This is a genomic window from Williamsia sp. Y721, from assembly GCF_059683565.1.
The window spans coordinates 808,625-828,675 of record NZ_JCASNH010000001.1 but is presented as its reverse complement, the minus strand read 5'-3'; the positions used below and the strand labels follow the sequence as shown (position 1 = coordinate 828,675).

The following is a 20,051-nucleotide window of genomic DNA, read 5'->3' as shown; positions in this document are numbered from 1 at the left end:
GTTTGTCACCGGGTGGGCCCCCTCCGGTTGGCCGAATCACGGCAACCACCTCCGGGCCGGCAACGTCTCCATGAGGAGCGTGACAGCCTGGGAGATCCGATGACCGGTACCCGGCGACAATGTCGACCAGACCCGGCCATCGGGAGACATACTGGGGCCGGCGACAATCCGGCCCTTGGCTGTGTCGTAGACCGCCACCGCACCTTCCGAGCGACGCGTCCGTCCCGGCGCGCATTCGATGGCAACGATTTCCGTGTGCGCACAGCAGGTATCGAACGCAACCGCATAGGTCGCGGCATCGGCGGCCGCAACACCCATCGCATGGAGCGCATCGGCGTAATCAGCTGCGGACTGCGCTCCATCGAGCCGATTCTGCAATTCATCGGCGGGCACGCTGACCGACGGAACACTCACCGGGGGAACCTGCGTGGCCTCGGCCGGTTCGAGCAAACGTGCAACGAGCTGACCCACCTCGAGGTCACTGCCGATCGCAATGTCGCGGAGCACCAGACCCGATTCGGTCTTGGTCGCCAACACGTGGTGATCACCACGCCGCGCAAGGCAGATCCGACGAATCGAAGTATCCCGGTGGCAACGGATCTCGAGTAGTACGTCGGGGATCGACAGTATCGTGAGCGCCTCGGCCAGTGCGTCGGTGACACCCACCCCGCCTGCCGGGTCCGGGTCGACGGTCAGCCATCCGGCAGCGCTCAACTCCGCTGCTGCGGCAACACGCGCCTTCTCGCGCTCGTCGACGTACTCGTGACAAGGTCCGATCGCGAGCACCGACGGCCACGTCTGGAGGTCGAGAATGTCTGCCACATAGTCGATCTGATCCTGCGAGAGACTGAACTCGCATACCACCGGAGTAGCCCACATGTCGTTCACCCGCCTTGTTCCGTGGCGCCGAGAACCGCCGGCACCGACATGGCGGGCGGCAGGTCGAGAGTTCCGTTGCGGTACCGCGGATCCGGATGATCGCCGACGTTGACTGCCGCAGCAATCGGCGCACCGTGGAAGTCCTCGTCACCCACCCCCGATACGCCCACTGGATCGATGCCGGCTCCGGCCTGTGCGGGGGCTCGGCGCGAGACTGAATCCCCTCCATGACCGGGAGCACCCATCATGGGTGCCATCGGCGCCGCGGGCACCGACGGCCGCGCGGCGGCCGATGTCGACGCCGGTTGCACCATCACGGGCGACGCCGATGAACCCGCAAGAATGGTTGTGGCATAACGCGTCTGCTGACGCGGAACGGAAACCGGCGCGTATCCACTGATACCACCGGGCACCGCCCCGGCCGCGGCTTCCGGGCGTGCCGGTACCGCCCGGGCTGCCTCCCGAACTGCCTGTTCGGCAACCAGCGCATCGGGTGAGACGATCTCGGCCGGGCGCGGTACCGACCACCCGCGCGAAACGGGTTCGGTGGCTGCCTCGTAGGTTTCCATGACCCGCGCGGCACGTTGCTTCTGGTCAGCCGCTGCCCGCTCGGCATCGGCTGCCACACCGCCGACAGGCGCACCCGTCGCGGCACCGACGGCCACGGCCGTCGTATGGATGTCTTCGGTGGCCTGCAGTTCCGGTAGTCCCGGCATGCCGATCCGGGCCACGGTGGTCGCGGCCGCCTGTGCGCCCGCACGTGCTGCACTGTCTGCGGCGGCAGCGGCAGCATCGGAGAACCAACCGGCGAACGAGGCCAGTTTCCCGAAAGCCTCATCACTGGAAGCCGATTCCCAGGAGATGCCGAGCTTGGCCAGGATCCGAACGTAGTCGACACCCGCGTCGGTAAGCAGTGCGGAGACCTGCGCCCAGCCGAGTGCGGCAGCGATCAGCGGGCCGTCACCGGCACCGGCACCCAGATCGGTTGCCAATTGCTTGGTGGGCCTGGCCTCCCACACGACATTCGTGAATCCGGTCATGATCATGTCCCCGGCGTCAGAGCCGGAAGGTCCCCTCGATGTCGGCCTCGACCGTGCCGAAATCACGCGCCTGGGCGCGCAGCACCGCAGCGATCTTCCGGAGTTCGTGCACACCGGCGGCCGCAGTGTCGGTGAAACTCTCCGCGACGGCACCGAATGTGGTGGCAGCGGTGGTCGACACCTCGTCGCGACCTGCCGCCGCCACCACGAGTGCCGGACGGTGAACGGCCACACCCTGTTCGAGCTCATTTGCCAGCCGGTCGAGATCACCTGCGGCTCGCAATAATTCGCCCGAGTCGACGTTCAACTCACCTGTGGACATCGTTTCCCCCATGTTCGTGTCAGGCTTCTTGGTTGTGGTCAGGCTGGTTGCGGTCAGGCGGACCCAACCGCAGACGTACGTCCGGTGTCGGTGTCGCTTCCGGCGTCTGGGTTTCGCCCAGGACCGCGGGAGCAACAGCCGGCATCTCGCCGATGATCCTGGTGCCGTTGAGTTCGGTGACGAGATAATCCGCGGCCTCGTGCTGATCATCAGACGCACCGGCGCCGCGTCCGGCACCCATCCCGCCGCCGCCCATCGGTGCCATCGGCCCGGTCGTGCCGGCAGGAACCACCGTGTTCTGATTCCTGTTGACCGGTCCACCACCGGATTCCGGTGCCGAGCCGCCGAGCAGTCCCGGCGTTGTCCGTGCACTCAGCGGGCTGGGGCCGCTACCGCCGCCGCCTCCGCCACCGCCTCCACCGCCGCCGCCCCCGCGGCCGGCGGACATCGCACCACCGAGACCCGCCGGAACAGTCTTGGCTTCGTCGATGTCTTTGCTGTCGTACGCGGTTTGCAGTTGAGCCTGATGCGATTTCATGAGCTCGGTCGCGGCCTTTGACGACATGGTGCCGAGTTGTCCCACGCCGGTCATCATCGGTTTGCCGACCGAGTCGAGCACCGTGCTGGCAATCGAAAAGGGTGATGCTCCCGCTGCGGGAGCACCTGTCACCGGCACCGGTTGTCCGGTCGCCATCATGTGCGTTGTCGGCGCCAGCAATTGCGCTCGGGTGGCGGCAACCACCGCGGTCGCCTCGGCCAGGCCATCAGCGGCCGCTGCCAACGCCACGGCCTGGCCGGGCGGTGTGACCAGAAACGGTGCAGAAGCGGTGATGATGCCAACCGTTTTCGCGATGATTCCCTGGACGAGCCCGAGGCCGACGCCAACGATCGCTGCGGCTCCTTGGGTGTCGGCCGTCATCGTGGTGCCCTGTGTGGACAAGGCCGCGGTGTCGGCGCTGGCCTGCACCCCCTTGGCGGTCGCCGCCGTGGCGGACTGCCCGCTCCACACCTGATCGAGAACTTTCAATGCGCCGGAACCCATCGACATCGACGTGTCCAGGATCTGCGAAAGAGCCTCGAAGATCATGGTGGGGTCGAAGTCGCCTCCACCGAGGTTGCCCGAGCCGAAGCCGCCCAGCAGATCAGTCAACGGTTTGAGCAGGACGTCGAGGTCGAGCGGCGGCAGCGGCGGCAGATCTGGCAGTGGCGGCATCCCCGAGAACACCGGGAGCCCGGGCAGGCCAAGGTCTTTCAAGACCTGACTGACCGGGGTGTCGAGTATCGGCCCGAGTGGACTCGATTCGACCAGTTGGCGGATCGTCGGATCAAGCGGCGGCGGTACAGCTGCCGATGGCATCGTCGGAAAACTCACGTGGCCCGATCCGGTCTACAGCGCAGCCTGCACGGCGGCGAAACCCCGGCCGCTGCCGTCGTCCGCCTCAGCGATCTGCGCGGCCGTGGCAAACGCGGCTGCCGCGCTTCCGGCGTGGACCGCAGCGAGTTGCCCGACCCCGAACAGATGACTCGCCTGCGCCTGTGCGAACGCCAGCAGGAACTCCTGCCCGATCAACCCGAACACCGGCACCATCTGAGCGATGTTCGCGGCGGCGTTGATCGAACCCGCACTGGCAACCGCTGCCGACATCAGGGCAGCCGTGTCCCCATATGCCTCGATTGCCGCCGGTACCGCTGTTACGTCAGACATTTGTCCCCCCGTTTTTCGAAAACATGTGTACTGCCCCAACCCTCGGATTGCCCGACCCTCGCAACCCGCCACTCCCACAGTTCGGCGATAAGACGCCTCCCGAGCCGCAACGGTTCCCTCCCGCGTCGGCGCACCGCTCATGTCGGTCGGCTGTTCACCAGATCGGCAAAAGATTCGTTGAACTCCTCGAGGATCTCACCCCGGCGGGCTAACGCGCGCCCTGCCGCGACACCGGCCGTCGCGACGATCAGGTCCGAAAGCGCGCCGGCCCCGAGCTGCGGAGCCGTTGGCGCGAACCACAACCCGGTCAGCTCACCGATGCCATTCACCTCCGCGGTGACATGGTCTCCGGGCGAGGTCTCACGTGCGGAGATGGCGGCCAAACGTTCATTGACCTCGTGTAACCGATCGAGCTGTGCCCGGGCCCTGGCCTCGAGTTCATCCATCGCGGAGCTCATACCGACCTCATCCAGCTGCCCGGTTCGCCTGCGGCGGCGTCGTCCTCGTACTCGGCTCTGGCGAGATCATCGGGCCGAGGCAGATTCATCTGTTCGATGATGTCGGCGCCGACGCCCGCCGCGCGCAACTCTTCCCGACGCGCGACGCCGGCGTTCATCGCCGCCTGCCGGCACAGCCGGAGTACCTCCGCGGCGAGTATCGCCGGGTCCTTGTGCAATTCGGCAGGTTCGATCCGTACCGACATCGGCAGGCCCTGTTCCGTCGTGACGACAGACAGGCCTCCGGTGCGTGAAGTTGCAGCAGCCATGGTTCCCCCTCAAGAACTCCCCTTGGCGACAGATAGTACCCACAACCTGTGACACTGCGGAGATGCGGCACGGCATGGACATCCGCTCCACCCGACCACGGGAGATCGTGGTGGTCTATCATCGCCGGTATCCAGGGGTGGCGGGGTGGATTCGATATATGGAACACCTGGGGCTTTCATCGCTGGCAAGGCGAAATGCAACTGGTTAGACGAAGTGCAACAACGGGGGGCTGTTTCTGTGAGCTACAACAATGCCGACGTGCCGGCGGCACCACCATGGCTTCAGAGCGCGGCGGACATCGATGTCGCAGCGTTCGAGCGCGCCGATCAATCACCAACGGCGCCGCAGGCCCCGGACGTACCGGCAACGCCAGAGGAATCCGTACCCACACCACCTCACGCCGCGGCATCACCGCCGAGCCCACCCGGACCCGAGACACCACCGGTGACGGCGCACTCGGGCCGCCATGGCCATGCGCCCGATGCCGTCGGTGCGGACCCGTCGCAACCCGCTCCCCCGCCACAACCCCCGGTCGAGCAGCAGTTCTGGCCGCCGCACCAACCGCCGGCTGCGCCCACCTACCCGGCGGGGCCAGGCCCCTATGGCGGCAGCAACCCGTACGGTGAATCCCCTCCGCCCCAGGGCTTTCCGCCAGCAGGCATCCCGCCGCAGAGCAATCCGGCGGGGCCGCCCGGCTACTTTCCGGGACAGCAGCCGATGCCCCCGCACCAGCAGTACGCCCCCGGGCAGCCACCGGCGCCCGCACCGACGAGCCTCGACGAAGTGGCACTGCTCCGAAAAGCTCGCCGCGCACCGGCCAGCGGATGGCGGCGGACCGTACACAAACTATCGGCGGGCACCATCAACCCCGGCGAATCCCCGGACGACCTCGTCTACAAACAACTACTCGAACGCGTGAATCAGCCCGTCCGCGGCGACTATCGAATCGCGGTCCTCTCACTCAAGGGCGGCGTCGGAAAGACCACGACCACAGTCGGTCTGGGCTCGACATTCGCATCGCTGCGTGGCGATCGGGTGATCGCCGTGGATGCCAATCCCGACCTGGGCACTCTCGGGCAACGCATTCCGCAGCAGACCCGATCGACGGTGCGCGATCTGCTCGCCGACGAATCGATCTACCGCTACTCCGACGTCCGCGCGCACACGTCCCAGGCGCCGAGCCGCCTGGAAATACTTGCGTCCGAACGTGATCCGGCCAAGGCCGAGGCCTTCAGTGAAGCGGACTACCGCGGCGTGATGACGGTGCTACAGCGCTTCTACAACATCATCATCACCGATTGCGGCACCGGCCTGAGCCATTCGGCGATGAACGGTGTGCTCGACATGGCCAACTCACTGATCCTGGTGACCTCCCCTGCCATCGACGGGGCACGCAGCGCCGGAGCGACACTCGACTGGCTGCAGGCCCACGGGTTCGGGCATCTGGTGTCAGGAGCGGTCGTGGTTCTCAGCTCGTCACGGCCCGGCGCATCGACCATCGACACCGATCAGCTCAGCGCCCACTTCCTGACCAGATGCCGCGCCGTACAGCAGATCCCGTTCGACGACCACCTCGCCGAGGGCGCCGAGGTCGATCTCGATCTCCTCGGCAAGGACACCCGTCGCGCACTGGTCGAGATGGCCGCGACCGTGGCAGACGACTTCCCCTCCACCACGATGCGACGCGGAGACCCGTACTACACGTCCTGATCACCCGACACCTCAGACAAGGACACCGTGAACCATCCGGGCCCCTTCGACGGTTCTCAACAACCGGATTGGCAGAACCCTGCGCAGTCGTTGCCAGGGATTCCGCCTGCCTACCCGGCGCCATATATGCCACCGGCCGGCACAGACCCGCACGCCGCGGCATATCCTGTCATGCCTTATGGCCAACCGATATACGGTGCACCGGCCTATGGCCACCCCGGTTTCGGATTCGACCCCACCGCACCCTATGGTCGCGATCCGTACAGCGGAGAACCGTTGTCGGACAAGTCGAAGATCTCGGCAGGCTTACTGCAGCTGTTCCTCGGCGGATTCGGTGCGGGTCGCTTCTACCTGGGACACAACGGAATCGCAGTTGCCCAGCTGATCACGCTCATCCTCGGGTGGTTGCTGGCAATCATCCTGATCGGCTACCTCATCCTGCTCGGGCTGAGTATCTGGGTCTTCATCGACGCGATCATGATGTTCACCGGCGGCGTCCGGGACTCGCGGGGATTCAAACTCAGAAACTGATCGCGACCAGGGTCTCAACGATAGGAGCCAATACCGCGAAAGTGTGCCGTTCTGGCGAACAAAGCCCCAGGTGAACACCGCCAGAAGGCCACATCATCGGGGGTGGGTCAGTCTCCGCAGCAGCCGGACGGTTCGATCGCGGCCCGCGTCTCGCGAGTGATCGCATTACGTTGCGCCAGTGCACTATCGGGTGGATAGTCCACACCGATCAGCGTCAAACCACATGCAGGCGCCACCGGGACCTCACTGGAGCGCGCCCGCTGCTGCAGCAGTCCCGCGCACCAGTCCACCGAGCGACGCCCTTCGCCGACGGTCGCCACGGCACCGACCAGTGAGCGAACCATCGACCAGCAGAACGCATCCGCACTCACCTGTGCGACCAGAACGCCATAGTCATCGCGCATCCACGTGAACTGCTGGAGATCCCGAACTGTCGTGGCGCCCTCGCGGCGCTTGCAGAATGCCGCGAAGTCGTTGAGGCCGAGCAGCGTTGAGGCCGCTTCCTCCAGGAGGTCGGCGTTGAGCGGCCGACTCCAGGCGGCTGTGGTGCGCGCGACCACCGGCTCAGCGCCCCAGGGATCGTCGGTCAGTCGGTATTCGTAGTGGCGGCGCAGGGCAGAAAAGCGCGCGTCGAACTCCGCGGGCGCTTCCTCGATGTCCTTGACCCGCACATCGGTGGGCAGCATCTTGGCAAGCCGCCGAACGAGTTTGGCCGGGTCCCCGTCTATCGACCGGGTTTGCAAGGCAACTTCGGGCACATCAAAATGTGCCACCTGCCCGGTGCCGTGAACGCCTGCGTCGGTGCGGCCGGCAACGGTGAGCGTCACCGGTTCCCGCAGCACGGTGCCGAGGGTCTCCTCCAGCACGCCACACACTGTTCGCAGGCCGGGTTGTCTGGCCCAGCCCGCGAAGTCGGTTCCGTCGTAACCGATCTGCATCCGCAGCCGGACGAGCGGTCCCTCGAAATGACGAGACCCGCCACCGGAAAATCCGGTGGCGGGCTCTTGGGTCACTGACTCGCTCAGTGACCGACTACTTCTCGTCGGTCTTGGCGTCAACAGCGGTGGCAGCAGTCGACTCTTCGTCGACAGCCTCGGCCACAGCTTCAGCGTTCTCGACCTCGGCGTCGGTGGCGTCGGCTTCAACAGCCTCGACCACGTTGTCCTCGGTTGCGGCTTCTTCAGACTTCTTCTTCGAGGCCGCTGCGCGGGTGGCGCGATCGGCTTCCGACGAAGCGGTCTTGTCCCGAACCAGCTCGATCACTGCCATGGGGGCGTTGTCGCCCTTGCGCGGCAGAGTCTTGACGATGCGAGTGTAGCCGCCGTCGCGGTCCGCGTAGAACGGGCCGATCTCGGCGAACAGGGCATGCACGATGTCCTTGTTGCGGATGACCTTCAGCACCTCACGGCGATGAGCCAGGTTACCGGCCTTCGCGTGGGTGATCAGCTTTTCCGCGTACGGGCGGAGACGCTTTGCCTTGGTCTCGGTGGTGGTGATCCGGCCGTGCTCGAAGAGCGAGGTGGCGAGGTTCGCCAGCATCGCTTTCTGGTGCGAAGCCGACCCGCCGAGGCGGGTACCCTTTGTGGGCTTGGGCATTTCGAACTCCTAGGGTTCGCTCTCGACCTCTCGGCCGTGAGCTGGGGGTCTTGTTAGAGCTGTTCGGTTTCTGCGAAATCCTCGCCGGCATCGGCGTCGGAGAAGGAAGTGTCATCGGTCCAGGTACCGGTCGCGACGTCGTATCCGGCCACCTGGGACGGATCGAAGCTCGCGGGGCTGTCCTTGAGTGCCAGGCCGAGTGCGTGCAGCTTGACCTTGACCTCGTCGATGGACTTCTGGCCGAAGTTGCGGATGTCCAGCAGGTCCGATTCGGTCCGGGCCACCAGCTCGCCGACGGTGTGCACTCCCTCGCGCTTGAGGCAGTTGTACGACCGAACGGTGAGTTCGAGGTCTTCGATCGGAAGGCTGAACGACGCGATGTGATCGGCCTCGGCGGGCGAGGGTCCGATCTCCACACCTTCTGCTTCGATGTTGAGTTCACGGGCCAGACCGAACAGCTCGACGAGGGTCTTACCGGCCGAGGCCAGCGCGTCCCGCGCGGAGATCGAGTTCTTGGTTTCCACATCGAGAACGAGCCGATCGAAGTCGGTGCGCTGCTCGACGCGGGTGGCCTCCACCTTGTACGTGACCTTGAGAACCGGCGAGTAGATCGAGTCGACCGGGATACGGCCGATCTCGGCGCCGGACGCCTTGTTCTGGACGGCGGGGACATAGCCGCGACCGCGCTCGACGACGAGCTCGATCTCCAACTTGCCCTTGTCGTTCAGGGTGGCGATGTGCAGGTCCGGGTTGTGCACGGTGACACCGGCCGGGGGCACGATGTCGGCACCGGTGACAGCACCGGGGCCCTGCTTGCGCACGTACATGGTGACCGGCTCGTCCTCTTCGGAGCTCACGACGAGGCCCTTGAGGTTCAGGATGATGTCGGTGACGTCTTCCTTGACTCCGGGGACGGTGGTGAACTCGTGCAGGACTCCGTCGATCCGGATGCTGGTGACAGCGGCTCCGGGAATCGACGACAGCAGGGTACGGCGCAGCGAGTTGCCGAGCGTGTACCCGAAACCTGGCTCGAGCGGCTCGATGACGAACTTCGAGCGATCTCCCGAGATGATCTCTTCGGACAGTGTGGGTCGCTGTGAAATCAGCATTGAAACTTCTTCTCCTCTTGGACGCCCGCTATATGACGGCCGATTAGGTGCCGAACGCGCTGCCGGACATATGGATCCGACAACCGGCGATTACTTCGAGTAGAACTCGACGATGAGCTGCTCGGACAGAGGCACGTCGATCTGTGCGCGCTCGGGCTCCGAGTGCACCAGGATGCGCAGCGTGCCGGGCACGACCTGCAGCCAACCCGGAGCCTTGCGATCGCCCTGGATCTCCTTGGCGATCTGGAACGGAACAGTCTGCAGCGACTTCGGGCGGACATCGATGATGTCGTAGCGAGAGACGCGGTAGCTGGGCACGTCGACCTTCACACCATTGACGGTGAGGTGGCCATGGCTGACCATCTGACGCGCCTGGCGGCGGGTACGAGCGAGTCCGGCGCGGTAGACGACGTTGTCAAGACGGGTCTCGAGCAGACGCAGCAGCTCGTCACCGGTCTTGCCGTTACGACGGTTGGCCTCTGCGTAGTAGAGACGGAACTGCTTTTCCATGACGCCGTAGGTGAAGCGAGCCTTCTGCTTCTCCTGCAGCTGGAGCAGGTATTCGCTCTCCTTGATCCGCGCGCGACCATGCTGGCCGGGCGGGTAGGGGCGACGCTCAAACGCCTGGTCTCCGCCGACGAGGTCGACGCGCAGACGACGAGATTTGCGGGTTGCGGGTCCGGTATAACGAGCCATTTTTTAAAGTCCTCTTCTTTCCGATTAAACCCGGCGCCGCTTGGGCGGGCGGCAGCCGTTGTGCGGCTGCGGGGTGACATCGGAAATGGTGCCGACCTCGAGGCCAGCGGCCTGAAGTGATCGGATAGCAGTCTCACGACCCGAACCCGGGCCCTTAACGAAGACGTCGACCTTCTTGACGCCGTGCTCCTGCGCCTTGCGGGCAGCGTTCTCGGCAGCAAGCTGTGCCGCGAACGGGGTGCTCTTACGCGAACCCTTGAAGCCGACATGTCCGGACGAAGCCCAGGCGATGACGTTTCCGGCAGGATCAGAGATCGAGACGATGGTGTTGTTGAACGTGCTCTTGATGTGCGCGCTGCCGTGCGGGACGTTCTTCTTCTCGCGACGACGAGTGCCCTTCTTGGGGCCGGCGCTACGTGACTTAGGAGGCATGGATTACTTCTTCTTCCCGGCGATGGTCTTCTTCGGGCCCTTGCGGGTCCGAGCGTTGGTCTTGGTGCGCTGTCCGCGAACGGGCAGGCCACGACGGTGACGCAGACCCTGGTAGCAGCCGATTTCGATCTTGCGACGAATGTCGGCCTGCACCTCGCGACGCAGGTCACCTTCGACCTTGACCGAGGATTCGAGGTATTCACGAAGCTTCAGGACGTCTTCGTCAGTGAGGTCCTTGGCGCGCAGGTCGGCCGACAGGCCGGTGGCAGCAAGGATCTCCTTGGAGGTGGTACGACCAACTCCATAGATGTACGTGAGTGCGATCTCCAGGCGCTTTTCGCGCGGAAGATCAACACCAGCAACACGTGCCATGTGGCGTTTCCTTTGGTTCTCGGAGGTCTGCTCCCAATCCGTCCCCGACTCTTGCAGGGCCCCGGCCTCCGTGCCGGGGGTAGGCGGACTCCTGTGTGAGTCCGCTGGTGTTGAGAGGTCTTCTTTTGTTGCCTGTATGAAGTTGTGTCGCTCTTACAAGCGATCGGGTCGAAGTGCTGATCAGCCCTGACGCTGCTTGTGACGCAGGTTCTCGCAGATCACCATGACGCGGCCGTTACGCCGAATCACCTTGCACTTCTCGCAGATCGGCTTGACGCTCGGTTTAACCTTCACGTCACTCTCTCCTTTGCCTGTGCTGAGACCGACCTTGGTCGCTCAGCACGGATCTACTTCAAAGCACAGGGCACAGCCTTATAGCCGCACCCCAGCTGGTTGTCCTACCCGGAGGGGTCCGGGAAGTCTGTTGGGTCTTACTTGTATCGGTAAACGATCCGGCCGCGAGTCAGGTCGTAGGGCGAAAGCTCCACGACCACGCGGTCTTCCGGCAGGATGCGGATGTAGTGCTGCCGCATCTTGCCGCTGATGTGGGCGAGTACCTTGTGGCCGTTCTCCAGCTCAATGCGGAACATCGCATTGGGCAGGGGTTCGACAACGCGGCCCTCCACCTCGATGGCGCCTTCTTTGGCCATAGCCTCCACGATTCTGGTGTGTTGACCACACCTGAACAGTTGTCTTCGATTACCGTCATGACACACACGTGACCCGGGCTCTTTTGGTGGCAGTCGGCAGGCGTATCGAGCAAGCTCTGCAAATCTGGGCACGAAAACAATCCGGCGCGCGTGCGCACCGTTGATCAACATTACGCTGCCGCGCAGCTCAGGACAAATAAGCGCATTGTCCGGTGGACCCGGGTACCCCCGAAGCTCCCCCGATCGCCCCGATTCCGGTCTTGACGCGATCCTTCAGTTCAGTTTACGGTGACCGCACTCACGGATTGAAACGTTTCAAACTATCGATTGGCGACGGGCCCATGCAGCACGAACAACCGGAAACGGTTACCGAGACATCAGCCGACATTCCACGTCAGCGGGTGTGTTTCACCATGAACCTGCGGCCCGACCGCATCGACGACTACCTCGCTGCCCACGAGAATGTCTGGCCGGAGATGCTCGACGCACTGCGCGAGACCGGCTGGTCCAACTACTCGTTGTTCCTGCAGCCCGGCACCGGACTGGTGGTCGGGTACGTGGAAACCGAGAACTTCGACCGGGCCCGCGAACTGATGGCCCAGACCGCGGTGAACACCCGGTGGCAGGCCACCATGGCGCAGTACTTCGCCGATCCCACGTCCGGCCCCGACACCACGATGGCCGAGCTCGACCACTACTTCCATCTCGCCTGACCGGTTCTTCATCCGGATCGGATCTATCGGCCGTGTCACATTCGGCACCCACCCGAGCGCTTCGTCCGAGCCGGACCAATTACCCTGCGCCCACACCCCATGAGGAGAAACCATGAAACTCGGGGCCAAGAAAACCACCGGTTGGAAGGCAACGATCTCTGTTGCCATGTCCAACTACATCGAAGCCGGATCGATCATCGCGATCGCCACCAGCCTCGGTTTCTGGCAAGACGAGTTCGGCATCAGCAACTTTGCTGTTGGCTTGCTCGCCGCACTGAGCGCCAACGCGTTCGGCGCCGCCGTCGGTGCGGCCATCGGCGGTCCACTGTGTGATCGCTACGGACGCAAGGCGATCTACACATACGACCTGATGGTCTACATGGTCGGCGTGCTGATCGCGGCCTTTGCCTTCAACTTCGGCATGTTGATGATCGCGTTCGTAATAACCGGTCTGGCTGTCGGTGCAGGCGTTCCGGCGTCGTGGACCTACATCGCCGAGCAGGCCCCTTCGGGTGCCCGGGCCAAACACGTCGGTACCGCTCAGCTCGCCTGGTCGGTCGGCCCCCTGATCGGCTTTGCCCTGGCCGCCGCACTCGCACCGCTCGAGCTGCTCGGTTCACGCCTGATATTCCTGCATCTGTTCGTGGTCGCCGCAGTGGTCTGGTGGATTCGTCAGGGCCTGACCGAGTCGAAGCTCTGGACAGAAGAAAGCCTGGAGAACGCGAACGCAACCGCAAACGCCGGCTCGACGCCGGCGCCGATCGCCACCTCGGGCGGCGCAGGTCTGCGCGGCCTGTTCTCCAAGAAGGTGAACATCACTGCGTTGCTGGTGCTCATCGGTATCTACGGCTTCTGGAACACCGTCGCCGGACAGGCCGGAATCTTCATGCCGCGCGTCTACGAAACCGCAGGTCTGCACAGCGAGGTCCAGCAGAATCTGCTCCAGGTCCTGGTCTGGGGTATGACCGTGCTGTCCACCTATTTCGTCTTCATGCGCCTGGCCGACCACATGTCGCAGCGTCTACTGTTCGCCCTCGGTGCGATTCCCGGCATCTTCGCCTGGGGCGTGCTGGTCATGTTCACCGATGGCGGCATGACAACCTTGCTCATCTTCGCGATCTGCTGGGGCATCTCCAGCGGTGTCGGCGCGCAGGCCTTCTACAGCCTGTGGGCGAGCGAGTTGTTCGCCACCCCGTACCGCGCCAGCGCGCAGGGCGTCATGTTCTTCGCCGTCCGCACGGCCACCGGTGCGCTGAGCTACTTCTTCCCCACCCTGCTGGCGGCGGTCGGGCTCGCCTGGGTCGGACTCCTGCTGATCACCTGCCTGACCATCGCGCTGATCATCGGAGTCATCTGGGCCCCGGACACCCGCGGCAAGGAACTCAAGGACATCGAGATCGAGCGGTACGGGCGGCCCATCAGCCCTGAGCTCCTCGCAACAACCACCACCGCTACAACCACCACCGCACAAACGACCGGCAATGCTGGGAGCAACTGACATGAAAAACTTTGACGCCGCCAAGATTGAAACGTTTCAGAATCTAGCTATCGAGCTCCCTTCCTGGGCGTTCGGCAACTCCGGCACCCGATTCAAGGTGTTCGGAACCCCCGGGACCCCGCGCACGGTGCAGGAGAAGATCGCCGACGCCGCCACCGTCCACCGCTTCACCGGCCTGGCTCCCACCGTGGCGCTGCACATCCCGTGGGATCTGGTCGACGACTTCGCCGCATTGCGCCGCTACGCCGAAGATCAGGGCGTGGGCCTGGGAACGATCAACTCCAACACCTTCCAGGACGACGACTACAAGTTCGGCAGCCTGACCCACACCGACAAGAGCATCCGGCAAAAGGCCATCGATCATCACCTCGCCTGCATCGAGGTCATGAACGAGACCGGCTCGCGCGACCTGAAGATCTGGCTCGCCGACGGCACCAACTACCCCGGCCAGGGCGACATCCGCGGCCGCCAGGACCGGCTCGCCGAATCGCTGTCCACGATCTATCAGCACATCGGCGACGAGCAGCGGATGGTGCTCGAGTACAAGTTCTTCGAACCGGCCGTCTACATGACCGACGTTCCGGACTGGGGCACGTCGTACGCCCAGGTCAGTGCACTCGGCGAGCGGGCACTGGTCTGCCTCGACACCGGCCACCACGCACCCGGGACCAACATCGAGTTCATCGTTGCCCAGCTGTTGCGTCTGGGAAAGCTCGGTTCGTTCGACTTCAACTCCCGGTTCTACGCCGACGACGACCTGATCGTCGGGGCCGCCGACCCGTTCCAGCTGTTCCGCATCATGTTCGAGGTGATCCGCGGCGGTGGCCTGGCCACCGGTTCGCCCGTCGCGCTGATGCTCGACCAGTGCCACAACGTCGAGGAGAAGATCCCCGGTCAGCTCCGTTCGGTGCTCAACGTCCAGGAGATGACGGCCCGCGCACTGCTGGTCGACACCGAGGCGCTGACCGCGGCGCAGGATGCCGGAGATGTGCTGGGCGCCAACGGGATCTTCATGGACGCGTTCTACACCGATGTCCGGCCCGAGCTCGCACTGTGGCGCGCCGAGCGCGGACTGCCCGCCGATCCGATGGCCGCATACGCCGAGTCGGGCTACCGGGAGAAGATCGTGGCCGAGCGCGTCGGTGGAACCCAGTCGTCTTGGGGCGCTTGAGTTTTCGCTGAGATTTTTCAGTTTTCAATTTCTGTCTTGTCGATATCTGTAAGGAATGCAATGACCAACCCGACCGTCAAACAACTCATCGAACGTTCCAACCGCCTCGGCGCCGATCCCAAGAACACGAACTACGCGGGCGGTAACACCTCCGCCAAGGGCGTCGACCGTGATCCCGTCACCGGCCAGGACGTCGATCTGATGTGGGTGAAGGGTTCGGGCGGAGATCTCGGAACCCTCACCGAGGGCGGACTCGCGGTGCTGCGCCTCGACCGCCTGCGGGCGCTGGTCGACGTCTACCCGGGCCTCGATCGCGAAGACGAGATGGTCGCAGCATTCGACTACACCCTTCATGGCCGCGGTGGCGCCGCGCCGTCGATCGACACCGCCATGCACGGCCTGGTCGACGCCGCGCACGTCGATCACCTGCATCCCGATTCGGGTATCGCCCTGGCGACGGCATCCGACGGCGAGGCGATCACCAAGAAGATCTTCGGCGATCGGGTCATCTGGGTGCCGTGGCGTCGTCCCGGCTTCCAGCTCGGTCTCGACATCTCCGAGGTCAAGAAGCAGAACCCGCAGGCCATCGGTTGCATCCTCGGTGGACACGGAATCACCGCGTGGGGCGAGACGTCCGAAGAGGCCGAAGCCAATTCGCTCGAGATCATCTCCGCCGCAGAGGACTACCTGGCCGTCAACGGCAAGTCGGCGCCGTTCGGTCCCCCGCTCCGCGGTTTCGGCCCACTGAGTCCGGCCGAGCGGGCAGCCAAGGCCGCCGCCCTCGCGCCGACGTTGCGTGGCCTGGCATCGACCGACAACGCCCAGGTCGGACACTTCAACGACTCCGATCCGGTGCTCGAGTTCCTCACCGCCGCCGAACATCCCCGGCTCGCCTCGCTCGGCACGTCCTGCCCGGATCACTTCCTGCGCACCAAGGTCAAGCCGATGGTGCTCGATCTCCCTGCTGACGCGTCGATCGAGGACTGCATCACCCGCCTGAAGGAACTGCACGAGTCCTACCGGGCCGACTACACCGCCTACTACAACCGCCACGCCACCGAGGACTCCCCCGCGATGCGCGGCGCCGATCCGGCGATCATCCTCATCCCGGGCGTCGGAATGTTCAGCTACGGCAAGAACAAGCAGACCGCACGGGTGGCCGGCGAGTTCTACCTCAACGCGATCAACGTGATGCGCGGCGCCGAGTCCGTCTCGACGTACCTGCCCATCGACGAGGTCGAGAAGTTCAACATCGAGTACTGGGCCCTGGAAGAGGCAAAGCTCGCCCGGATGCCCAAGCCGAAGCCGCTTGCCACCCGGATCGCCCTGGTGACCGGCGCGGCCTCGGGTATCGGCAAGGCCATCGCGAACCGCCTGGCCGCCGAAGGTGCCTGCGTGGTCATCGCCGACCTCGACGAGGAGAAGGCAAAGGCCGCCGCTGCCGAGATCGGATCGACCGATGTCGCGATCGGTGTCCGCGCCGACGTCACCGATGAAGCCCAGGTCCAGGCCGCGGTCGATGCCTGCGTGCTGGCCTTCGGTGGTATCGACCTCGTGGTCAACAACGCCGGACTGTCGCTGTCGAAGTCGCTGCTGGAGACCAGTGCAGCCGACTGGGATCTGCAGCACAACGTGATGGCCCGCGGCTCGTTCCTGGTGTCGAAGGCGGCCGCCAAGGCCCTCATCGACCAGCAGATGGGTGGCGACATCCTCTACATCTCGTCGAAGAACTCGGTGTTCGCCGGACCCAACAACATCGCCTACTCCGCGACCAAGGCCGACCAGGCGCATCAGGTCCGTTTGCTGGCCGCCGAACTCGGCGAGCATGGGATCAAGGTCAACGGCATCAACCCCGACGGAGTCGTCCGCGGCTCGGGCATCTTCGCAGGCGGCTGGGGCGCCAAGCGCGCCGCGGTCTACGGCGTGCCGGAGGAGGAGCTGGGCGAGTTCTACGCGCAGCGCACCCTCCTCAAGCGGGAAGTGCTGCCGGAGAACATCGCCAACGCCGCGTTTGTGCTCTGCAGCTCTGACATGTCGCACACCACCGGACTGCATGTGCCGGTCGACGCCGGTGTCGCGGCGGCATTCCTGCGATGAGTTCCCGCAGACGGACCCGGAAGCTGGCGGCTGTCGATCTCGGCGCCACCAGCGGCCGGGTGATGTTGGCCGAGGTCGGCCCGGATCGCTTGCAGATCCGGGAGGTGACCCGGTTCGCCAACGGTCCGCTCCCGATCTGGGACGGTCACCGGACCGCGCTGCACTGGGATGTCCCCGGACTCTTCGCGCACATCCGCGGCGGGCTCGCGGCGGCAGGCCGCGAGGCCGACGACCTCGCCGGGATCGGTGTCGATTCCTGGGCCGTCGACTACGGGCTGCTCCGTGACGGACGCCTGTTGGGACTGCCGTACCACTACCGCGACGACCGCAACAACGGCGGCGTCTCGGCGGTGCACAGCGCCATCGACCCGGCAGATCTGTACGCCCGCAACGGTTTGCAGTTCCTGCCCTTCAACACCATCTACCAACTGATGGCCGAGAAGCAGGCAGGCACCCTCGAGTTGGCCGATCGGGCACTGCTCGTTCCCGACCTGATCGGGTACTGGCTGACCGGCGAGATGGCCACTGAGCGCACCAACGCCTCGACCACCGGATTGCTCGGTGCCGACGGGCAGTGGGACGACGAACTGCACCGCATCCTCGGACTGCCGACGGACCTGTTCCCCGGTCTGATCGAACCCGGATCGCAATTGGGCCGGCTGCTGCCGGACGTCGCATCCGGGCTGGGTCTGTCGTCGTCGGTGTCGGTCAATGCCGTCGCGTCCCACGACACCGCGTCCGCAGTGGTCGCCGTGCCGATGCGGCCGGAGTCGTCGGCGTACATCTCGTGTGGCACCTGGGGCCTGGTCGGGGTCGAGTTGACCTCACGGGTCACCGACCCGGCGGCCCGGGTCGCCAACTTCACCAACGAGGTCGGGGCCGACGGCCGGATCCGGTTCCTGCGGAACGTGATGGGTCTGTGGCTGCTCAGCGAGTCGGTGCGGCAATGGGAACGCTCCGGCGCCACCATCGATCTGGCCGAACTGCTCGATCAGGCTGCCGCTGCGAAGCCACCGGCAGAACTCTTCGACACCGACGACCCCGAGTTCCTCTCCCCCGGTGACATGCCGGCCCGGATCGCGCGGTGGTACACCGCCCGCGGCCTGCCGGCACCGGCCGAACCGGCGCAGATGGTGCGGGCAATCCTCGAGAGCCTCGCCGGCGCCTTCGCCCGGCGGGTGCAGGAGGCGGCGTCGCTGTCCGGCACCGCGGTCGACACCGTCCACCTGGTGGGCGGCGGAGCCCGGAACCGGCTGCTGTGCCAGCTCACCGCGGACCGACTCGGCATGCCCGTCCTCGCCGGACCCGTCGAGGCGACGGCGATCGGTAATGTCCTGATCACCGCCCGGGCCCAGCAATTGATCGCCGACGACCTCGAGAGCGCACGCGCGATGGTCGCCGCAACTTTCCCACTAGAGCGATACGAGCCACGTACGACCGGCCGGCATCGCAACGATTTTGTAGGGGTATCACGATGAAACGGCAGTTCCCCAAGGTCCACGACCTGGCGCCATTGATGAAGTTCAAAAAGCCCGAGATCAATGCCAAGAAGCGGCGACTCGACTCGGCACTGACCATCGAGGACCTGCGCAAGATCGCCAAGCGGCGGACCCCGCGCCCGGCCTTCGACTACACCGACGGGTCGGCGGAGGCGGAGATCTCGATCAGCCGCGCCCGCGAGGCATTCAACGACATCCAGTTCAACCCGGCGATCCTTCGCGACGTCTCGAAGGTGAACACCGGCTGGGACGTCTTCGGCGCCCCGGTGGCACTGCCGTTCGGTATCGCACCCACCGGTTTCACCCGGATGATGCAGACCGAAGGCGAGATCGCAGGCGCCCACGCGGCGGCCAGGGCCGGGATCCCGTTCGCGCTGTCGACGATGGGCACCGCGTCCATCGAAGACGTCAAGGCGGCCAACCCCAATGGCCGCAACTGGTTCCAGCTCTACATGTGGAAAGAGCGCGAGCGCTCGATGGCCCTTGTCGAGCGTGCGGCTGCCGCGGGCTACGACACCCTGCTGGTGACCGTCGACGTGCCGGTCGCGGGCGCACGTCTGCGCGACAAGCGCAACGGCATGTCCATCCCGCCTGCACTGACACCGGGCACCGTCATCAATGCGCTGCCACGACCGCAGTGGTGGATCGACTTCCTCACCACCGAGCCGCTGGCCTTCGCCTCGCTCGACCGGTGGTCGGGCACGGTGGCCGAGCTCCTGGACACCATGTTCGATCCGACCGTCACGTTCTCCGATCTCGCCTGGATCCGCGATCAGTGGCCGGGCAAGGTCGTGGTCAAGGGCATCCAGACCGTCGCCGACGCCAAAGCGGTTGTCGATCTCGGTGTCGACGGCATCGTGCTGTCCAATCACGGTGGCCGCCAACTCGATCGGGCACCGATTCCGTTCCACCTGCTGCCGCAGGTCGCGCAAGAGGTCGGCAAGGACACCGAGATCGTGCTCGACACCGGCATCATGTCCGGCGCCGACATCGTCGCGTCGATTGCACTCGGGGCCCGCTTCACCCTGATCGGCCGGGCCTACCTCTACGGCCTGATGGCCGGCGGCGAGGCAGGCGTGGACCGCGCCATCGAGATCCTCTCCGAGCAGATCGAACGCACCATGCGACTGCTGGGTGTCAACGCTCTCGAAGAGCTGACGCCCGCACACGTCACTCAGTTGACACGCCTGGCGCCCCGCGCGATGAACACCGAACGCGCCTGAACCCGCGTTAGCCTGTCCTGTGGACCCGTCGTCACCTGGTG

General features: G+C 65.1%; 23 protein-coding genes. 8 read left to right on the top strand and 15 right to left on the bottom strand.

The features are described from left to right. Positions 1-36 precede the first annotated feature (36 nt). The 7 genes from AC56PL_RS03515 to AC56PL_RS03485 all read right to left on the bottom strand — a co-directional run bounded on the left by AC56PL_RS03515 (position 37) and on the right by AC56PL_RS03485 (position 4,712). Complete coding sequence (locus tag AC56PL_RS03515; RefSeq protein ID WP_495516025.1) at positions 37-879, bottom strand: ESX secretion-associated protein EspG; 843 nt, start codon at positions 877-879, stop codon at positions 37-39. Between the two features lie 5 nt (positions 880-884). After that, positions 885-1,919 carry a PPE domain-containing protein gene (locus AC56PL_RS03510; RefSeq protein WP_497153022.1) on the bottom strand — a complete coding sequence of 345 codons (1,035 nt, stop codon included), beginning with the start codon at positions 1,917-1,919 and terminating at the stop codon, positions 885-887. A 16-nt stretch (positions 1,920-1,935) separates the two neighbouring features. Beyond that, a complete protein-coding gene (locus AC56PL_RS03505) occupies positions 1,936-2,241 on the bottom strand; it encodes a PE domain-containing protein (RefSeq protein WP_495515010.1) in 306 nt (101 codons plus the stop codon). A gap of 19 nt (positions 2,242-2,260) precedes the next feature. Further along, a complete protein-coding gene (locus AC56PL_RS03500) occupies positions 2,261-3,598 on the bottom strand; it encodes a hypothetical protein (protein ID WP_497153021.1) in 1,338 nt (445 codons plus the stop codon). A 30-nt stretch (positions 3,599-3,628) separates the two neighbouring features. Continuing rightward, on the bottom strand, positions 3,629-3,946 hold the full coding sequence (locus AC56PL_RS03495) for a hypothetical protein (protein ID WP_495515008.1): 318 nt from the start codon (positions 3,944-3,946) through the stop codon (positions 3,629-3,631). A gap of 137 nt (positions 3,947-4,083) precedes the next feature. After that, positions 4,084-4,404 carry a YbaB/EbfC family nucleoid-associated protein gene (locus AC56PL_RS03490; RefSeq protein WP_497153020.1) on the bottom strand — a complete coding sequence of 107 codons (321 nt, stop codon included), beginning with the start codon at positions 4,402-4,404 and terminating at the stop codon, positions 4,084-4,086. Then, positions 4,401-4,712, bottom strand: a complete 312-nt coding sequence (locus AC56PL_RS03485; RefSeq protein WP_497153019.1) for a hypothetical protein — start codon at positions 4,710-4,712, stop codon at positions 4,401-4,403. Before AC56PL_RS03485 ends, AC56PL_RS03490 begins: the two co-directional genes overlap by 4 nt. A 238-nt stretch (positions 4,713-4,950) precedes the next feature. On the opposite strand from AC56PL_RS03485, the gene AC56PL_RS03480 reads away from it, so the two are divergent. Together AC56PL_RS03480 and AC56PL_RS03475 are read left to right on the top strand one after the other, a co-directional pair. After that, entirely contained in the window at positions 4,951-6,423 is a 1,473-nt protein-coding gene (locus AC56PL_RS03480; protein ID WP_497153018.1) for a MinD/ParA family ATP-binding protein, read from the top strand. A gap of 27 nt (positions 6,424-6,450) precedes the next feature. Next, on the top strand, positions 6,451-6,954 hold the full coding sequence (locus AC56PL_RS03475; protein ID WP_495515004.1) for an NINE protein: 504 nt from the start codon (positions 6,451-6,453) through the stop codon (positions 6,952-6,954). A gap of 107 nt (positions 6,955-7,061) precedes the next feature. Here AC56PL_RS03475 and truA read toward each other — a convergent pair whose 3' ends face one another. From truA to infA, 8 genes are all read right to left on the bottom strand, one after another. Beyond that, complete coding sequence (truA, locus tag AC56PL_RS03470) at positions 7,062-7,967, bottom strand: tRNA pseudouridine(38-40) synthase TruA (protein ID WP_495515003.1); 906 nt, start codon at positions 7,965-7,967, stop codon at positions 7,062-7,064. 19 nt (positions 7,968-7,986) lie between these two features. Next, the gene (gene rplQ / locus AC56PL_RS03465; protein WP_495515002.1) at positions 7,987-8,550 is read right to left on the bottom strand and encodes a 50S ribosomal protein L17; all 564 of its coding nucleotides are present in this window, start codon (positions 8,548-8,550) and stop codon (positions 7,987-7,989) included. A 53-nt stretch (positions 8,551-8,603) separates the two neighbouring features. Further along, complete coding sequence (locus tag AC56PL_RS03460) at positions 8,604-9,659, bottom strand: DNA-directed RNA polymerase subunit alpha (RefSeq protein ID WP_020109366.1); 1,056 nt, start codon at positions 9,657-9,659, stop codon at positions 8,604-8,606. A 90-nt stretch (positions 9,660-9,749) separates the two neighbouring features. Beyond that, positions 9,750-10,355 carry a 30S ribosomal protein S4 gene (gene rpsD, locus AC56PL_RS03455; RefSeq protein ID WP_495515001.1) on the bottom strand — a complete coding sequence of 202 codons (606 nt, stop codon included), beginning with the start codon at positions 10,353-10,355 and terminating at the stop codon, positions 9,750-9,752. A 24-nt stretch (positions 10,356-10,379) separates the two neighbouring features. Further along, positions 10,380-10,787 carry a 30S ribosomal protein S11 gene (gene rpsK, locus AC56PL_RS03450; RefSeq protein WP_020109368.1) on the bottom strand — a complete coding sequence of 136 codons (408 nt, stop codon included), beginning with the start codon at positions 10,785-10,787 and terminating at the stop codon, positions 10,380-10,382. A gap of 3 nt (positions 10,788-10,790) precedes the next feature. Beyond that, the gene (gene rpsM / locus AC56PL_RS03445) at positions 10,791-11,159 is read right to left on the bottom strand and encodes a 30S ribosomal protein S13 (RefSeq protein WP_482135384.1); all 369 of its coding nucleotides are present in this window, start codon (positions 11,157-11,159) and stop codon (positions 10,791-10,793) included. A gap of 180 nt (positions 11,160-11,339) precedes the next feature. After that, positions 11,340-11,453 (bottom strand): 50S ribosomal protein L36, encoded by a 114-nt coding sequence (rpmJ, locus tag AC56PL_RS03440; protein WP_026917227.1) that lies wholly within the window; start codon positions 11,451-11,453, stop codon positions 11,340-11,342. A 137-nt stretch (positions 11,454-11,590) separates the two neighbouring features. Continuing rightward, positions 11,591-11,809 carry a translation initiation factor IF-1 gene (infA, locus tag AC56PL_RS03435; RefSeq protein ID WP_020109371.1) on the bottom strand — a complete coding sequence of 73 codons (219 nt, stop codon included), beginning with the start codon at positions 11,807-11,809 and terminating at the stop codon, positions 11,591-11,593. Positions 11,810-12,150: 341 nt separating this feature from the next. Here infA and AC56PL_RS03430 point away from each other — a divergent pair, with 341 nt between their 5' ends. The 6 genes from AC56PL_RS03430 (at position 12,151) to AC56PL_RS03405 (ending at position 20,010) form a co-directional block, all read left to right on the top strand. Further along, complete coding sequence (locus AC56PL_RS03430; RefSeq protein WP_497153017.1) at positions 12,151-12,522, top strand: L-rhamnose mutarotase; 372 nt, start codon at positions 12,151-12,153, stop codon at positions 12,520-12,522. A gap of 112 nt (positions 12,523-12,634) precedes the next feature. Then, positions 12,635-14,020 carry an MFS transporter gene (locus AC56PL_RS03425; RefSeq protein ID WP_497153016.1) on the top strand — a complete coding sequence of 462 codons (1,386 nt, stop codon included), beginning with the start codon at positions 12,635-12,637 and terminating at the stop codon, positions 14,018-14,020. A gap of 1 nt (position 14,021) precedes the next feature. After that, positions 14,022-15,191: an L-rhamnose isomerase gene (gene rhaI, locus AC56PL_RS03420; RefSeq protein WP_497153015.1), complete on the top strand. Its 1,170-nt coding sequence runs from the start codon at positions 14,022-14,024 to the stop codon at positions 15,189-15,191. Positions 15,192-15,251: 60 nt separating this feature from the next. Further along, the gene (locus tag AC56PL_RS03415) at positions 15,252-17,288 is read left to right on the top strand and encodes a bifunctional aldolase/short-chain dehydrogenase (protein WP_497153014.1); all 2,037 of its coding nucleotides are present in this window, start codon (positions 15,252-15,254) and stop codon (positions 17,286-17,288) included. Then, on the top strand, positions 17,285-18,766 hold the full coding sequence (locus tag AC56PL_RS03410; RefSeq protein ID WP_497153013.1) for a rhamnulokinase: 1,482 nt from the start codon (positions 17,285-17,287) through the stop codon (positions 18,764-18,766). Before AC56PL_RS03415 ends, AC56PL_RS03410 begins: the two co-directional genes overlap by 4 nt. Next, a complete protein-coding gene (locus AC56PL_RS03405) occupies positions 18,763-20,010 on the top strand; it encodes an alpha-hydroxy acid oxidase (RefSeq protein WP_497153012.1) in 1,248 nt (415 codons plus the stop codon). Before AC56PL_RS03410 ends, AC56PL_RS03405 begins: the two co-directional genes overlap by 4 nt. Positions 20,011-20,051 lie beyond the last annotated feature (41 nt).